This window comes from Corynebacterium glutamicum ATCC 13032, assembly GCF_000011325.1.
Lineage (GTDB): Bacteria > Actinomycetota > Actinomycetes > Mycobacteriales > Mycobacteriaceae > Corynebacterium > Corynebacterium glutamicum.
In genome coordinates this window covers 1,487,227-1,501,644 of the sequence record NC_003450.3, presented here as the reverse complement: position 1 = coordinate 1,501,644, position 14,418 = coordinate 1,487,227, and the positions used below count along the sequence as shown (strand labels likewise).

Sequence of the window (14,418 nt, the reverse complement as noted above, 5' to 3'; positions counted from 1 at the left end):
ATTCACAAAACCGCAGATAGTAGCACTCTCCCACCCTCAATAGGGCTCAACCTGTGCACTTTAACCCATCGTCCGTCAATCAAGCTGTCAAAAAAAATACAAGTTAGGTCACAAAATGATTTCAGTCGTGAGAACCATCACATATAAGACATCTCATGATCTAACATTTCTTCATGGCTACGATTACACGCACCGACAGACTGATCCTCGTACCGCTCACTGTTGAGCTCGAAGACGAGGCCCACCAGATTTACTCTGATTCTCGAATCTGGGAACACCGCCCCCAGGCGCGTCACACCAACGTGCGTGTCACGCGCGACATCATCAAGCGCACCAATGAAAGCTGGGGCAAGAAAGACCTTGGCCCCTGGGGTGTTTACCTCCGTGACCGCCCATCGGAATTCGTTGGCGTTGGTGGCGTTGAACTCATCGACGGAAAAGTATGGGACCTCAAGTACCGCCTCCGCCCCGACCTATGGGGCAATGGATACGCCACGGAAATCTCCAACGCCGCAACACTGGCCACCAAGCGTATCGACGACAGCCTCCCACTCACGGCCAGGGTGACTACCAACCACCCTGCCTCATTCCGTATTTTGGAAAAACTGGGACTCACCCCCGTATGGGAAGGCCGACGAGTCGGAACGGAAGATGACCCCAACGAGCCTGATGTGAGAATTTATTCTGACCGTCCGCTATCGGATGAAATTCTTGAAATGCTCAAGCAACGACCATAGACCAGAAAATCTCACCCCTTCATGGGGTGAGATGCTACAAAAAGCTCCCACACCATCCGCCCTCTCCAAAACAGATGCTGTGGGAGCCTTTCCATGCCGTAGATGACACAACGCAGTTAAACTGCGAGGTCATCCATTTTTCAGCAAACCAGCTCTTGTAGCTTAGGTCACTAAAACTAATTCAGCAACGTTTCCTTAAGAAAAACTGATTACTCCCAGTCACTCGCCGCGACGACTGCTGGATCGACATCAATGCCAGTCCACGAAACTTTAAGCTCGCCGAGTGGCTCTTCTTGCAAGGTTTCAATAGCGCGTGCCTTATACAATTCCAGCAAGGCAAGGAAGCGGCCAATCACTTCCATTGACGCGGTACAATCACGTGTGAGCAGCTGAAAGCTCAAATAATGATCAATTCCGGCAAGTTTCAACGTGTTAAGAATCCTGCCCGCTTGCTCTGGAACTGACACCGCAACTTGGTGCACGTGATCTGTTTTCACCGTCTCTGGGGGTTTCGGACGAAACACCACAGCAGCCAACTCGCTGAAACTTTTTAAGGAATGACCCAAGGAAACGGGCGGCAAGAGGTTGGCAAACTGAGTTTCTAATGAGACAGCGCGCGGGTACCTGCGTCGAGCATCTCGCTGCCATTGCGCAAACATTTCCGCAACTTGCTTGTAAGCGCGATACTGCAACAACCTGGCGAAAAGGAGATCCTTTATTTCGAGCAATTCGAGATCATCTTCATCGTCGACTTCACCACGCGGGAGCAGGCGAGCTGTTTTAAGATCCAACAGCGTTGCGGCCACCACTAAGAACTCTGTGGTCTCATCCAAATCGCTGGTTTCGCCCAGTTTTCGGGTGTAAGCAATAAACTCGTCGGTCACCTGGGCCAAGGCAACTTCAGTGACATCAAGTTTCTTCTTGGTAATCAGCTGCAGGAGAAGGTCAAAAGGACCTTCAAAATTATCGAGCTGCACTTGGAAACCCGATGCCGGAACATCCCCATCTGGTTCAGGGAGTGGTTCTGGGCCGATGGGTCCCAGATTTTCAGAAGTGTTTTCTGCGTCAGCGAAGTCGTCTGTGCTGGAACTATCAGAAGTGCCAGCGCTTTGCGCGTCTAATTCCGCGTCATCTACTTCGGACCACTCTTGGTCCAGCTCCGCTACTTTTGTCATGGTCTTCCACACCTTAACGCATGAACCTGCGATAACAGTTACTGACAGGCCCGCACAAGGAGGCGTGGTTTTTAGAAAAACAACCTAGTCGTTGACGCGGCTGATAACTTCACGCGCCAAGGAACGGTACTGCTCCGCACCTTGTGATGTTGGTGCCCATGTGATGATCGGCTCACCGGCAACAGAGGTTTCGGGGAACCTGACGGTTCGGGTGATTACCGTATCGAACACTTTCTCATCGAAAACCTCAACAACTCGTGACATCACTTCCCTGGCGTGAGAGGTGCGTCGGTCAAACATAGTGACCAAGATGCCGAGGATTTCCAGATCGAAGTTCAACCGATCGGCAACTTTTTCCACGGTGTCTGTGAGCAATGCGAGGCCACGCAGTGAGAAGTACTCGCACTCCATCGGGATGATAACCCCGTGCGCGCACGCCAAAGCGTTCACCGTCAAAAGACCAAGTGATGGCTGACAATCAAGGATGATGAAGTCGTAGTCCTTCATGACAGGACGCAGCGCCCTGGCAAGTGTTTGTTCACGACCAACTTCATTGACCAGCTGAATTTCTGCAGCGGACAAGTCAATATTTGCAGGAACGACATCCAGATCAGGAAGACCAGTGTGGTGGATCGCCTGATCAATGGTGGAATTGTTGTCCACCATGAGGTCATACACGGTGATATCCACGTCGTCGTAGTGGATTCCCAAACCAGCAGTCAACGCACCTTGCGGATCCAAGTCAACGAGCAGGACTTTACGTCCCGCCTCTGCAAGGCATGCTCCGAGGTTGATGGTGGACGTGGTTTTACCAACGCCACCTTTTTGATTCGCCATGGCAATGATCGTTGCTGGGCCATGTTTTTCCAAAGGAGATGGCTCAGGCAACTCGCGCAGGGGTCGACCGGTCAGTCCGATCTCCACCTTGGAAGAGTCCTTCTTCCCTGCATCACTCACAGTCAAACCTTCTTCCTTGACTAGGACTGCCTTTTATAGTCATTTAACAAATTTCGGCGCGACTTGAGAAGTATATAGCCTTGACTTTACAGCTCTCGACTAACAGTCCTGAAATTATCGCACTGTCATTAGTCTCCGCGACCACAATACATTCAGGATATAGATGTCTAACTCATTCTGTTGCCCCACACGCCGTTTCATGCAAACTCTAATAGTGAGTCAAGTTTTTTAACTTGACCAGCTCTGCAAATTGAGCGTTGCCTACCGTCATTGCTTTATCTTTGCCACTTTATTAAAGTAAGCGGAATGCATTTGTATTTCCTTTAAATGTTGCTGCTGCACAGTTCGCACTGCAGGCCACATGCCTCCCAGTGCCGTCTCTGCACGTTGATTTTCCCCTGCCACGACTGGTCGCAGGGCGACTTTCTAGCACTTTTAAAGGAATTTTTTAATGGCTAAAACCCATATTCGGTTACAGGACCTTTCCCTGTCATACACCTCAACCCCGTTAATTACGAAGCTCAATATCACTGTTTCTTCTGGACAGTGCGCAGTGATTGTTGGTGAGAATGGTCGAGGTAAAACCACACTTCTGCGAGCACTGGCTCGAGAATTCCCGCCATCTGCAGGTGAGATTCTCACTCATGGCACGGTAGCAATTGCTCATCAACACATGCCTGCAGGTGATCTGTCCGTCGGAGAGATCTGTGATGAGGCAATTCGTGATTCAAAGAATGCTCTCGAAGAGCTTGAGAGAGCTGGAGCTCTACTTGAGACAAACACTGCGCACGCACTTGATGGATATCAACAAGCCCTTGATGCCGCTGAAGTGCTTGACGCATGGAACGCTGAACATCGATTAGAAAAAGCTCTGCGCAGCTTTGGCGCGATCACCGATAGATCCCGTGCACTCAGTGAGCTATCGATCGGGCAAAGGTATCGGGTACGGCTGGCCTGCCTCATCGGTGGCGATGCTGATATTTTGCTTCTCGATGAACCCACCAATCATCTTGACCGGGGCGCGCTTAACTATCTCACCGAAGCCATAACCTCCCACAAAGGTGTGGTACTTGTTGTTTCTCATGATCAAGCACTGATCAAAGATGTCGCGGATTTCATCATCGATATTGATTCAACCCCAGACGGCCTACCACGGATCTATCATGAGGGTTTTGATTCTTATCGACGCCAAAGGAGTGCGCTTCTTGAAACTTGGAGGCAGGATTATGCCGCTGCACAAACTGTGCAACAGCAATTGCAGGAGGATCTAGAGCACGCACGCCAGCGGGTGAATTCTTCGTGGAAACCTCCAAAAGGAACGGGAAAACACACTCGCGCATCTCGGGCTCCCGGAGTGGTGCAGGCCTTAAAGCGAGCACAGGATGCGTTGGATAGCAAAGCGTTGGACGTTCCCCCGGCTCCGGCCCCATTGCTTCTGCCTACCTTGAAAGTGCGACCAGATAAACCCATGGTGGACTTTTCGGACCTTTTTGTACCCCACCGCTTGCGTCTGCCAGGCTCACATTCAGTGGTATCAGGTGACAAAATAGTGATCACTGGTGACAACGGCGCTGGCAAATCAACGCTCATCGAAGTCTTGTCTGGGGTTTTGACTCCGGCAAGTGGTTCGGTTGCAAACCATGCCCGAACTGGGGTTCTCGGCCAAGAATCACTTGTCGGCGAGGTGCCATCAATAGCACGAGATCACGCAGTTAAGTGGGGACTTTTAAGTGTTGAGGAGAGCCGATTTGCCCTACAGGAATTCTCAATTGGTCAACGCAGAAGACTAGATTTGGCCATGTCGTTAGCTGGCAATCCTGAACTGTTGCTTCTCGATGAACCTTCGAACCATCTGTCTATGCACTTGGTTTCCGCACTTACAGAGTGGCTGGACACGACCGCGGCTGCAGTGATCATGGTAACGCATGATCGACAGCTACTCCGCGATACGGCTCATTGGAGGCACATCGAGTTGAAATCTTAAGAATTCGCAAGGGCTTTCACGCACGAGGATGAGCCCCGCGCCACACTTCCCGCAAGCTATCGGCTGTGATGTGCGTGTAAATCTGAGTGGTCGTCACAGAAGAATGACCCAGGAGTTCCTGCACCACACGGACATCGGCGCCACCTTCGAGGAGATGGGTGGCAAAGCTGTGCCGCAGGGTGTGGGGAGAAATATCTTTATCTAAACCTGCGCGCTCAACCGTTTTCTTCAGCACTGCCCACGCAGATTGCCGAGATAGCGGACCGCCGCGTTGGTTGAGAAAAAGCGCATGGCTTTTCCCCTTACTCAACGCGGGTCTGGCTCTGACCAAATATTCCCGGACCGCTTGTTGTGCCATCGAACCAAAAGGCACGATCCGTTGTTTGGAACCTTTGCCCGTGATGCGAAGAACTTCAGGCATTTCCGACACATCATCAACTGCCAGCCCAATCGCCTCAGAGATACGCGCGCCAGTTCCATAAAGTAATTCCACCAGCGCTCGGTCACGGAGATCAACGGGAGTGGCGATATCTGAATGTGGGATCGCGTCGATAAGCAGGGCTACCTCGTTGATGCTGAGCGTGTCAGGTAAATGCCGGCCCATGGCCGGTGGCGACACATCAGCCGCAACGTCCGCAGCCACCTCGCCCTCCATCAATGCAAACTTGTGCAACCCGCGCGCGACGATGAGCGCGCGACCTGCCGAGGACGCAGACAACGCTTGTTGTCCATCAATCCCGCGGCGCAGGTCTTTGACATAACTTTCCACATGCGCGGTGGTGATATCACGAATATCATCCAGCCCAGCTGCCTCGAGCCAGTCGCAATAGCGTTCCACATCGCGCCGATAATTACTCAGCGTATTTGCCGACAAGCCACGCTCCACGGCCAAATGTGTCAGCCATGTTTTCGCTAAAACGCGAGCCTTCATAGTTTTTTCATGTCAGGAACAATGCCGTGCGCTTTTCGACGCTGCGCCAACGCCGTAGGGCGATAGGTAAACGGCGCGGTGACGGCACGCGCAGACGCACGACCCGCAATCACAGCATCAGCAGCCATGACACCCGCAATGGCAATGGAGTTAACCAACTGGCCACTAAACACCATTCCCACTGCCTCATGTAGCGGAACCCACTGGTTAATCATGTCCGCTTCTTCATCGCCCATAACCTTCGGGCGCTCAACCTTTGTGAGGCCTCGGGCTAGAAAGACACGCACCGCTTCATCGCAGAAACCAGGCGAGGTAATCAAATCAGTGAGCACGGACCACTCACTGGCCTCCAAACCAGCCTCCTCCATGAGCTCGCGCTGCGCGCCCGTGAGTTCATCCTCATCAGCAATATCCAACAAACCTGCAGGCAGCTCCCACAAGGAATCCCCCACGCTGCGACGGTACTGCTTGACCATCGCAATGTTTTCACCATCAAAGGCAACCACTGCGACCGCCCCAAAGTGTTCAACCACTTCACGGCGGGCAGTGGAACCACCCGGCATGATCAATGAATCTCGACGAACGCCCAAAATTGGGGACTCTAACAACAGTTCAGTATCTGTCACCGTGAACTCATGGGTACCGGGAATGTGCATCTTCGAAACCATGATCACATTGTAGATCTAAGGGTGGACACGCAGCTCCAAAGCGGTCTTCACCAGGCCGTAAAACAGTGGATGAGCATGGGTTGGACGAGATTTGTACTCAGGGTGCGCCTGGGTTGCCACCAGATAAGGATGCACCTCTTTGGGGTACTCCACGAACTCCACCAAATGTCCATCAGGTGAGGTTCCGGAGAAGACCAAATCTGAACCTTCAGCAATCTGGGCGCGGTAGGCATTATTGACCTCATAGCGGTGACGGTGGCGCTCGGAGACTTCCGTTGTGCCATACAGTTCCGCTACTAAGGAGCCTTCCTCCAGGGTTGCAGGATATGCGCCAAGACGCATGGTGCCACCCAGATCAGCTTCACCCGACACAGCAGCTTTCTGCTCTTCCATGGTGGCGATCACTGGCTGCGTTGCAGCTGGGTCAAACTCAGTGGATGATGCCTGCTCCAGTCCTGCCTGGCGTGCTGCCTCGATGACGGTGCACTGCAGGCCAAGGCATAGGCCAAGAAGCGGGATCTTGTGCTCACGTGCAAACGTAATCGCACCGATTTTGCCTTCGATACCTCGGATACCGAAACCTCCGGGAACCACGATGGCATCCAAACCGCTGAGCGCTTTCATGGCGCCAGATGGGGTTTCGCAATCATCTGAGGTAATCCACTTGATATTGGTGCGCGTCCAATTGGCGTAGCCTGCAGCGCGAACAGCTTCCACCACTGAGAGATAAGCATCGGGAAGATCAATGTACTTGCCCACGATGCCGACGGTGAGCTCATGGCGTGGGTTGTTCACCCGTTCCAGCAGATCGTGCCAGGTGCTCCAGTCAACATCACGGAACGGAAGGCCCAGGCGACGAATAATGAAGGTGTCCAGGTGCTCGCGGTAGAGGACATCTGGAATGTTGTAAATAGAACTGGAATCAGGGCAAGATACAACGCCTTCATAATCAACATCGCACATCATCGCGATCTTATCTTTCAGACCTTGAGGGACCTCCCGATCGCAACGAAGCACGAGAGCATCCGGCAAAATACCGATGCCGCGCAGCTCTGCGACAGAATGCTGGGTGGGTTTGGTCTTCAGCTCACCTGAGGTAGCCAAGTATGGCACCAAAGAACAGTGGATGAAGAAGCAGTTTTCACGACCAATTTCATGGCGTACCTGGCGAGCTGCTTCAAGGAATGGCTGGGATTCAATGTCACCGACGGTGCCACCGACCTCAGAGATCACCACGTCTGGGGCGTTACCATGAGCATCTGGTTCGCCCATGCTCAAAATACGAGCTTTGATCTCATCAGTGATGTGTGGGATGACCTGCACAGTTTTACCCAGGTACTCTCCCCTGCGCTCCTTGGCGATCACAGTGGAATACACCTTGCCGGTGGTGACATTGGCGTTGAGCCCCAGGTTGCGATCGAGGAAACGCTCGTAGTGGCCCAAATCCAGGTCTGTTTCTGCCCCGTCTTCGGTGACAAAGACTTCACCGTGTTCAAAAGGATTCATGGTGCCCGGATCAACATTGAGGTATGGATCCAGCTTCTGCATGGTCACCGACAGTCCCCGTGCAATCAGCAATTGACCAAGGCTTGCTGCGGTCAGGCCTTTGCCGAGTGAGGAAACAACTCCACCGGTGACGAAAATGTGTTTGGTGGGACGGACTTTTCGACTAGAGGTCATGATGTCTGAGACGACCTTCCTGGTTGAACCTAAACATCGAACAGCTCTTTAAAAAAGATCTTTTCGAGTCAGGCGGTGCGGAAAACTTAAACGTTCGGTGTGTTCAAATTGCCGGCACGTGGCCACGGTCCCCTCCGTGGCTTTCTCCGCTTTAATTGTCTGCCCAAAACTGACGTGGATTCGCCTAAAGGGGAAACAAAAAACCGCAGGGAAAGCTCGGAGAAGTTTCCGACTTTTCAAACCTACGGAACCCCAGCATAACACAGCAATTGGGGTTAAAAATAATGCCAGTTCAGAGACCCTTTTTCTGGTATCTATCTATAGATCAACAGATGATTCGCGGTAAAAGAAAACGGAGCATCCATTTGCCTAGACACTCCGTTTTAAAGGCTTGGAAAACCTACTGCGCTGGCGCTGCTGCAGTTCCATCGAGAGACGGACTTGCCGCGTCTGCGGAGGCAGCGGAACCAAACGCTCCAGACCTACCGGCTAGTTCCTCACGAACTGATAGCACGGTAGCCATCTTGCCCCAAGTACGATTCACGGAATCAATTGTAGAGACGTTTTCTGCAGCATCAGGGTTGGCACGAAGCCGTCCAATAACTCCAGTATCAGCAGCAGTGTGAATACGTCCTGCAACCACCACGCCTGATCCTTGGGCGTCAAGTGCGCGAGCAAACAGCGATTGTGTTTCTGCAGCGAAGGCACCATCACCTGAGCCGTCGCTATCGCCAGTAATCATCACGATGACCTGGCCTGGCAAAATGGTGCCGTCTTCGTACGAGATGTAACCGTTGTCGCGCAGCACGTTGAGCAATAGTCCGCGCTCTGCAGTGCTGGCTAGTGGTTCACCAGTTTCAGGGTTGAGCAGCAAAGCGGCACCAAGTGCCTCGCCAGCGTGAGTTCCTGGATCCAGTTGGGTTTCAGAAAGCTGAGCGCCTGCAGGCAACGTATTTGCCACGATTGATTTCAGCTGGTCCGCGCCGTCTTGGGAGAAGAAATTCTCCTCAAGTGTAATGGATCCAGCATTAATAGCTCCTGCTTGCTGCAACAGCCATGACACATCGGCAACGTCTGATTCTTCAGCGTCAGCGGTGCGCATCACCAGTACGGGGCGATCGGTCAGTGTGCCAGCCACCACGTCTTCCACGATGTGGTCAATGATGCTGTCTGCTTGATCGGCCTGCACCGCATTAACCTCAGCCAAGGTCTCTGCCTCGACTAATTCAGCTGATGTTGGTGCATTTGGGTCAATGTTTTCAGGAAGGTTGGGTGCAAGCACATAAGTTCCAAAGGCAATGCCGGCTGCTGCACCAAATCCCAGTGCGGCGAAGGTTGCGGCGCCTCTTCCACGTCGTTTAGCCATGTTGCCTTCCTATTTGAACCAACCCTGGACTGTCAGCGCGAAGCTGTTCCAGGTGTCAATGAGGTTGTCGGTAAAAGAGCCTGATCCTGCGGTGCCAGCGATAACAATCACGACTGCAAGAACCACCAAAATGGCTAACAGTGCCCACATCCATCCAAGGTTGCTGGAGCTGCGCACTGTGTAAAGACTTGCGATGACGGATCCGTCGACAAGCTTGGTGCCTAGCTTGGCGCGCGTCAAAAGCGCCGCGGGATCGGAATCTTCGCGGTTTTCAAAAACACCATCAAGGGTGACAGGACCGCCGACGTTGACGATCATCTGCGGGTTGTGGAAATCCGCAAGCAGGAGCGCCAGATCCGTGGAGGAATTTACTGAGGATGGGAAGGTCATCGCACCGATGCCAAGATCCTGGATGCGCTCCAGACCAACAGCGTGGCCGTCTGGATCAGCTGGCAAAATTACGTTGGCGCCACTGCGCAGCGCATCTGCGCCGATACCAGTGGGATTGCCGACGATCAGCGCGGGCTTGTACCCCAATTCCACCAAGGTGTCTGCTGCCCCATCGACACCGATGAGTACTGGATCGTATTCGCGGATGAAGCTGCGGAGTTCTTTGAGCCTGCTGCGGTGGTTATCCCCTGGTGAGGCAATGAGAACTTTGCGGCCTTCAATGGCATTTCCGGTATCGGGAATGCCGAGGCCATCGATCAGGAGCGGTGCTTCTGAGTGAATGAACTGAATGGTGTTGCCGAAATAGGCTTCCATGCGGTCCAGCAGTGATTGCTGGGCGTCTGCAAATGCATTTTCAGCCGCAGGTCCACTGAGAACACTGCCGTTAGAGATCAGTCGTTCGCCGTAGAAGAGCTGTCCATCTTCTGTCAGGCGACCTTTCTTACCGTCTTTGGTGCCGTCGAGCAGCTCCTGGCCAAAGCCTTCCACGAGCTGGATGCCGCCGTCGATAAGCATTTGCGGTCCAAAGTTGGGCACCGATCCGGTGGTGAACCGGGAAACGTTGAGGACTGCGGCGGGTTTTGCTGCTAGCAATCGTTGGGCGAAGGTCCTGGATAGATCTGGTGCATCAATGATTGCGAGATCGCCTTCGGACAGGCGCTTTAGCCCTTTGCCCTGCGGGGTGCAGATTCGGGTGGCACCTTGCAGGCCGGGCAGGTCGGCTTTGCGGTTGAACAGACTCATGCAGCCCATTGTGGAACCAAAGTCTCAACCTTTGGTGGAGGCGCGCCTAAAAAATTCCAAGAAAACTCTTATGCACTGGCGGCGAGAAGTGGTTCTACTCGCTCCTCGTTAATATCTTCCTTTTCACGCTGTGCACGCTCGAGCAGCTCCGTTGCGTGGGCTCGGCCGGTGGCGGTGTCGTCGAGGCCAGCGAGCATGCGGGAGAGCTCTTCCACGCGTCGGTCGAAGGTCAGTGACTCCACTCCTGAGGTCACGGAGGCTTCTCCTACATTCTTGGCAACGTGCAGGTGCGTGTCGGCGTAAGCAGCGACCTGTGGGAGATGGGTGACCACGATGACTTGGTTTTTGGTGGCAAGGCGGGCCAGGCGGCGACCGATTTCCACCGCTGCGCGTCCGCCCACACCTGCATCAACCTCGTCGAACACCAAGGTGGTGCCCGTGGTTCCAGCAGCCAAGATCACCTCGAGCGCCAACATAACGCGGGAAAGTTCACCACCAGACGCAGAGGATGCAAGTGGACGAGGCTGTGCAAAGGCATTTGCTGCGAGCTGGAATTCCACCTGGTCGATACCGCTGGCGCACGCCTCAATGGAGGTCAAAGCAACCTCAAAGCGGGCTTTTTGCATGGCCAGGCCCTGAAGCTCCTCGGTGACAGTTGTCCCCAACTTGGTTGCTGCCTTTGCACGGACAGCTGAAAGCTTCTTAGCGGCACGCATCATGGAGGCCTGCGCCTTTTTCGCGTCTTCTTTCAGCTTGTCAAGCGCTTCGGAGGAAATGTCAATGCTGTCTAGGCGGATTTGGGCTTTCCGCTGCCACTCAATCACGCCGTCAATATCTGCAGCGTATTTACGCGTGAGCAGTTTCAATTGCTGTTGGCGGGTGAGCATGTCATCGAGTGCTTGGGGGTCTGCGGGGAGATCAGAGAGGAACCCGCCCAATTCCATGGACACTTGGCTGAGCTGGCTGGTGATTTCCGCAAGCTGAACGGCAATATCTTTCAGCTTTGAGTCATCACTGCCTGCCAGCGCGGACTCCGCCTGGCCGAGCTGGTCAGAGGCTGACTCCTGGGATTCATCAAAGCCGCCGGAACCACCCATGGCGTCGCTGAGAGAGCCGGCACCATCAATCGCAGCCAATGCGGTTGCAGCTTGCTCCCGCAGGGTGTCCACGTCCTGGAGCCTGCGGATCTGCTCAACCAGTTCGGCGTCTTCGCCTGGCTGTGGCGAGACTTCCTCGATCTCATTAATCGCGAATTGCAGGCGATCGACTTCTTGAGCCAGCTCTCGCCTACTACTCAGGCGCTTCTGCAGATCTTTATCCAAGGACTTCCAAGTGAGGTACTTGGCGTTGTAGTTTTTGCGCAGTTGGGCCAGCTCTGGATCAAAACGATCAAGCGCCTCTAGTTGGCGTTCTGGGGAGAGCAACCGGAGTTGGTCATTTTGACCGTGGATGGTCAACAGCTCATCAGAGAACTCGGACAGCGTTGCCGCAGGTACGGAGCGACCACCGAGATGAGCTTTTGAACGGCCGTTGGCGCCGACGGAACGGACAGCTAAAAACTCTCCATTTTCATCTGCGGCACCTCCGGCGTTCGAAACGATTCCGGTTGCACGTTCGACAATGTCGCAGGGCACGCCTTGCGTAACAAAGCGCCCCTCCACAACAGCTTGAGGGGATCCTGTGCGCACGCGTGAAGCGTCGGCGCGACCGCCGGATAACAGGCGTAAACCTGTCACTACCATGGTCTTTCCGGCGCCGGTCTCACCGGTGAGCACTGTTAAACCTGAGCTGAACTCAGCTGAGGCCGCTGGAATAACTCCGAGGTTCTCAATAGCAATGTCTACGAGCATGCCTCAAAGTGTACATCAGTTCTAACAATTTATGCGAACGTTTTTTCTAAATCCTCGAAAATTGTTCGAATGGTTTTCGAATTACCCCGCTGACCTGGGATCTTTATTTTCCGCCTGTTTTTGCGGACCCCGCCAACCGGTAACGGGGAGCCTTAATTTGCTCACAAGTCGGTCGGTAAACGGTGAAGAATCAAGCCTCACCCAACGCACGGGACGCTCACCCCTGGTGACCTCAACACGGGATCCTGGAGGCATAGGAATGGGACGGAAACCATCCATGACGGCCATCGCTGCTGAAGTATCTGAATTGGATTCCACAGCTACGGTGGATTTTGGGCTCACAACCAGCGGTTTGGTAAACAGCGCGTGGGCGTTATTAGGAACCACCAAGATGGCATCGAGTTCTGGCCACAGTACAGGACCACCGGCGGAAAATGCATAAGCGGTGGAGCCGGTTGGGGTGGAAATCAGCACGCCATCGCAACCAAAGGAAGCAACTGGTCGTGCATCTACCTCGAGGGTTGCATCGAGCACTCCCCTGCGGTTTAAGTTTTCAATACTGACCTCATTGAGAGCCCAGCCTCGGCCGATTTCTTCTCCACCGCCGTCTAGGACAACGACAGTTAAGGTCATGCGATCTTCAATACGGTAATCGCGGTCGATCACACGTTTGAGTGCCTCTTCAAGTGAGTCAGACTCCCATTCAGCCAAGAATCCCACATGGCCTAGGTTGATGCCCAGAACAGGCAAATCAACAGCGTGGGCCATATCTGCTGCGCGGAGGAAGGTGCCATCTCCACCCAGCACCAGAACTAGTTCTGCGCCGTCAGCGGCGTCTGCAGCGTGCCTGACATGGGTGAAACGGCCTAAAACGGAGTGCTCTGCAATTGGATCATCTGCATCATTGATCAGCACCCTCACATCGATTCCAGCATCGTCGAGCAGCTTGGCTGCCAAGATGGCGGATTCAATATTGGAAGAACGCCCGGTGTGTGGAACCAGCAAAACTCGCCTGAGTTCCCCAGCGTTCGTGGGTGCAGTCATTATTGCGGACCTTCCTTTACAGCCGTGTCAATCATTGCCGACAATTGCTGGTCATCCGGCATTGAAGCGCCACCATCTTTAACCAGCCACAGGAAGTATTCTACGTTGCCTGACGGGCCGGGCAGCGGGGATGCAACAACATGCTTCAAGCTCAGGCCCAAAGTGGCCGCAAATTTCGCGACATCCGCGGTAACTTCTGCGCGCAACTCTGGTGAGCGCACCACGCCGCCACTGCCCAATCGGTCTTTTCCGACTTCAAATTGTGGCTTGACCATGGGTAATAGATCAGCGCCGTCGCTTAGGACCTTGGCGATCGCCGGCAACGTGAGTTTAAGCGAAATAAATGAGAGATCGCCCACCATCATGTCGCATTCTCCGCCGGTGTCTTCCAGCGTCATGTATCTGATGTTGGTGCGGTCCACCACGCGCACGCGGTCGTCGTTTTGCAGGCGCCAAATAAGCTGTCCGTAGCCCACGTCTACTGCCACTACTTCAGACGCTTCTCGACGTAGCAACACGTCCGTAAATCCGCCTGTCGAAGCGCCGGCATCTAGCACGCGACGGCCCTTGACCTTGAGCCCCAAGGGCTCAAAAGATTCCAGCGCACCAAGAAGCTTGTGCGCACCGCGGGATGCCCAATCTTCACTAGCATCTTCTTCCACACGAATAGACACCTCTGGTTCCACGACTGTTGCGGGCTTTAAAGCAAGCATTCCTGCAACAAAGACGCGCCGACCGCGGATCATTTCAACCGCGTGTTCCCTTGATCGTGCGATCTTTCGACGAACAAGTTCTGCGTCCAGTCTTCTGCGTGCAACCATCTGGAGGTGTT

Annotated in this window: 12 protein-coding genes; 2 read left to right on the top strand and 10 right to left on the bottom strand. The window is 53.8% G+C overall.

From position 1 onward, the window contains the following. Window positions 1-173 precede the first annotated feature (173 nt). Window positions 174-737 (top strand): GNAT family N-acetyltransferase, encoded by a 564-nt coding sequence (locus CGL_RS07120; protein ID WP_011014354.1) that lies wholly within the window; start codon window positions 174-176, stop codon window positions 735-737. 209 nt (window positions 738-946) lie between these two features. Here CGL_RS07120 and CGL_RS07115 read toward each other — a convergent pair whose 3' ends face one another. After that, window positions 947-1,912 carry a segregation and condensation protein A gene (locus CGL_RS07115; RefSeq protein WP_003863780.1) on the bottom strand — a complete coding sequence of 322 codons (966 nt, stop codon included), beginning with the start codon at window positions 1,910-1,912 and terminating at the stop codon, window positions 947-949. A gap of 84 nt (window positions 1,913-1,996) precedes the next feature. Then, window positions 1,997-2,869 (bottom strand): ParA family protein, encoded by an 873-nt coding sequence (locus tag CGL_RS07110; protein WP_011014352.1) that lies wholly within the window; start codon window positions 2,867-2,869, stop codon window positions 1,997-1,999. 451 nt (window positions 2,870-3,320) lie between these two features. On the opposite strand from CGL_RS07110, the gene CGL_RS07105 reads away from it, so the two are divergent. Then, window positions 3,321-4,853 (top strand): ATP-binding cassette domain-containing protein, encoded by a 1,533-nt coding sequence (locus tag CGL_RS07105; protein WP_011014351.1) that lies wholly within the window; start codon window positions 3,321-3,323, stop codon window positions 4,851-4,853. Between the two features lie 16 nt (window positions 4,854-4,869). Here CGL_RS07105 and xerD read toward each other — a convergent pair whose 3' ends face one another. The 8 genes from xerD to CGL_RS07065 all read right to left on the bottom strand — a co-directional run bounded on the left by xerD (window position 4,870) and on the right by CGL_RS07065 (window position 14,407). Beyond that, window positions 4,870-5,784, bottom strand: a complete 915-nt coding sequence (gene xerD, locus CGL_RS07100; protein ID WP_011014350.1) for a site-specific tyrosine recombinase XerD — start codon at window positions 5,782-5,784, stop codon at window positions 4,870-4,872. After that, window positions 5,781-6,452 (bottom strand): NUDIX domain-containing protein, encoded by a 672-nt coding sequence (locus CGL_RS07095; RefSeq protein WP_011014349.1) that lies wholly within the window; start codon window positions 6,450-6,452, stop codon window positions 5,781-5,783. The genes xerD and CGL_RS07095 overlap by 4 nt, the downstream gene beginning before the upstream one ends. A 15-nt stretch (window positions 6,453-6,467) precedes the next feature. Then, a complete protein-coding gene (locus CGL_RS07090) occupies window positions 6,468-8,132 on the bottom strand; it encodes a CTP synthase (RefSeq protein ID WP_003856281.1) in 1,665 nt (554 codons plus the stop codon). Between the two features lie 400 nt (window positions 8,133-8,532). Beyond that, entirely contained in the window at window positions 8,533-9,498 is a 966-nt protein-coding gene (locus CGL_RS07085; RefSeq protein WP_011014348.1) for a copper transporter, read from the bottom strand. Between the two features lie 9 nt (window positions 9,499-9,507). Then, window positions 9,508-10,701, bottom strand: a complete 1,194-nt coding sequence (steA, locus tag CGL_RS07080; RefSeq protein ID WP_011014347.1) for a putative cytokinetic ring protein SteA — start codon at window positions 10,699-10,701, stop codon at window positions 9,508-9,510. A 59-nt stretch (window positions 10,702-10,760) separates the two neighbouring features. Beyond that, window positions 10,761-12,542 carry a DNA repair protein RecN gene (recN, locus tag CGL_RS07075; protein ID WP_011014346.1) on the bottom strand — a complete coding sequence of 594 codons (1,782 nt, stop codon included), beginning with the start codon at window positions 12,540-12,542 and terminating at the stop codon, window positions 10,761-10,763. Between the two features lie 81 nt (window positions 12,543-12,623). After that, entirely contained in the window at window positions 12,624-13,586 is a 963-nt protein-coding gene (locus tag CGL_RS07070; RefSeq protein WP_011014345.1) for an NAD kinase, read from the bottom strand. Further along, a complete protein-coding gene (locus tag CGL_RS07065; protein WP_003856296.1) occupies window positions 13,586-14,407 on the bottom strand; it encodes a TlyA family rRNA (cytidine-2'-O)-methyltransferase in 822 nt (273 codons plus the stop codon). Before CGL_RS07065 ends, CGL_RS07070 begins: the two co-directional genes overlap by 1 nt. Between the last annotated feature and the right edge of the window lie 11 nt (window positions 14,408-14,418).